The organism is Sporichthya sp., assembly GCF_013815995.1.
Classification (GTDB): domain Bacteria; phylum Actinomycetota; class Actinomycetes; order Sporichthyales; family Sporichthyaceae; genus Sporichthya.
The window spans coordinates 1-2,442 of the sequence record NZ_JACDFE010000373.1 but is presented as its reverse complement, the minus strand read 5'-3'; the positions used below and the strand labels follow the sequence as shown (position 1 = coordinate 2,442).

The window sequence follows — 2,442 nt, the reverse complement described above, 5'->3', positions numbered from 1 at the left end:
TCTTGATCTCGTCCTTGGTGACACCGATATCGGTGGCGCCACCCTTCGACGCGGCGATCTTGGCGTTCTCGGCCGCCTGGGCCGCCGAGTCGATGCTCGTCAGACCCTTGGTGTTGGCCGTAGAGGTGGAGGCAGCGCCGCCACTCTTGTCCGTGGTGGCCTTGCCGCCCTTGGCGCCGGAGGCCGCGCCGGCGACGGGCGCCGTCTCGGCCGCACCGGCGACGGGGGCGGTTTCGGCAGCTCCACCGGCAACCGGCGCAGCGCCGACGTCGGCGGTGCCGGTGGTGCCGGTGGCGGCGCCGGCCGTATCGGTCGCCGCACCGACGCTGTCGGTCACTGCGCCGGGGTCCTGCTGGGCGGAGTTGGCAGCGTCATCGCTGCCTCCGCCGCAGGCACTCAGCACCAGCGCGAGGCTGAGCGCCAAGGGCGCCGCAGCCAGAACGCGTGATGTTCTGAAATTCTTCATAGGACTCCTTGTTCGGATGACCCGGACGGGCACGTCAGGCGCCCAGACCGGGCCGGGACGAATCGCAACCTAAGAGCTACCTAAGAGAATTTCAGACTTGCGATCTGCGCCACAGATGACTAAATGCGTATCTTTCGCGCTATCACCTGGACGGCATACCCCCTAAGGGGTAGCGGGGTTACCTGCGCCCTGTCCCGAACGGAACCAGAAGGCCACGGCTTCGGAGCGGTTGGTCACGCCGAGCTTGCGGAGCACCCGGAACACATGCTTTTTCGCGGTCCCGTCCGCGATCATCAGCCGCTCCGCGATGGCCGCGTTGGTGAACCCGGCGGCCAGCAGGCCCAGCACCTCGAACTCGCGGCTGGTCAACGTGGTGGGCAGCGTGGCCGGGAAGGTGCTGACCGTCCCGCCGGCAGTGGCGTCCGACGCCTCGCCGTCCCCGCGGACGCCGCCGAGGTCGGCCGAGAGCCGCTGCAGGCGATGCCGGGCTGCCCCCAGCTCGGTGTGGAGCGCGTCCAGCTCGGTCAGCGCGCTGGAGATGCGCTCGACGAGCTCGGGCTGGATCTCGACCTGGGCGGTGGACAACACGGGCTCTCCCGGGGGCTCAGAACTGGGGGACGGAATTGAGCTCACCCCCTACTTCGGAGCCCTCCCTTGATCAGCTTGCCCGTAGGTGTGCGCGGCAGGGACTCGACGAAGGTGACGGTGCGGGGGGCCTTGTAGTGGGCGACCCGGGACCGGACAAAGGCGATGATCTCGGACGCGAGCTCGGGCGAGCCCGCGACGCCGACCGGCAGCTCGACGAACGCCGCGACCGACTCCCCCATCTCCGCGTCGGGCACGCCGATCACCGCGACGTCGTGTACCTGCGGGTGCAGGGCGAGGGCGTTCTCCACCTCCTGGGGGTAGATGTTCACCCCGCCGGAAATGATCATGAACGCCTTGCGGTCGGTCAGGAACAGGAAGCCGTCGTCGTCGACGTAACCCAGGTCACCGACCGTGCCCCAGTTCGGGTGGGCCGGGTGTTGAGCGGACCGCGTCCGCTCGTCGTCGTTGTGGTAGCTGAACGGCAGGAACTCGCGCTCGAAGTAGACGGTGCCGACCTCGCCGGTCGGTAGCTCGGCCCCGTCCTCATCGCAGATGTGCAGCACCCCGATCACCGGGCGGCCGACCGAGCCCGGGCGCTCGAGGGCCTCGGCGCTGTTGATGAGCGTCACCCCGAGCGACTCGGTCGACCCGTAGTACTCCCAGACGATCGGGCCCCACTCGGCGATGATCGCCGCCTTCACCTCGACCGGGCACGGGGCGGCGGCGTGCACCGCGACCCGCAGACTGGACGTGTCGTACCGCGCACGCACCGCGGGGTCGAGCTTGAGGATCCGGATGAGCATGGTCGGGACGAACTGAGCATGCGTCACTTTGTGCTCGTCGATCGCACGCAAGGTGTCCTCGGCGTCGAAGCGCTCCATCATCACCACGGTCCCGCCGTAGGCGTGGACGGAGTGGCACCATTTCACCGGAGCCGAGTGGTAGATCGGCGCCGGCGACAGGTAGACGGTGTCGGCGTCCACTCCGTAGACGTCGTGATTGAGCTCGACGAACGGGTCACCCGACTCGTGCACCTGCTTGTGTGACAACGGCGGCCGGACGCCCTTCGGTCGACCGGTCGTACCGGAGCTGTAGAGCATCATCGACCCGCGGGGCTGGTCCGGCAGTGGATCGGAGGGGGCCGCAGCCAGGGCGGCCGCGTAGTCGTCGTAGCCGGGCACTTCGCCGCCGTAGGCCAGCACGACCGCCACGTCGGCCGCGTGCCGCACGGCCTCGGCGAGCTCAGCCTTCCCGGCTGAGACCACCAGCGCCTTCACTCCCGCGTCGCGCAGGATGTAGCCGGCCTCCTCGACGGAGAGGTGGTGATTGACCGCGGTGAAGTACAGCCCCGACCGCAGCGCCGCCCAGTAGACCTCGAAGGCCTCCAG

The 2,442-nt window shown here is 69.0% G+C and carries 2 protein-coding genes and 1 pseudogene; all 3 read right to left on the bottom strand.

What is annotated here, in order from left to right; translation table 11 throughout:
• Positions 1 to 466, bottom strand: a pseudogene (locus tag H0X00_RS23420) (ABC transporter substrate-binding protein); the annotation flags it as partial.
• A gap of 162 nt (positions 467 to 628) precedes the next feature.
• Positions 629 to 1,054, bottom strand: a complete 426-nt coding sequence (locus H0X00_RS23415) for a LuxR C-terminal-related transcriptional regulator (protein ID WP_293775236.1) — start codon at positions 1,052 to 1,054, stop codon at positions 629 to 631.
• 41 nt (positions 1,055 to 1,095) lie between these two features.
• A partial coding sequence (locus H0X00_RS23410; RefSeq protein WP_293775235.1) for an AMP-binding protein occupies positions 1,096 to 2,442 on the bottom strand: 1,347 nt, incomplete at its 5' end.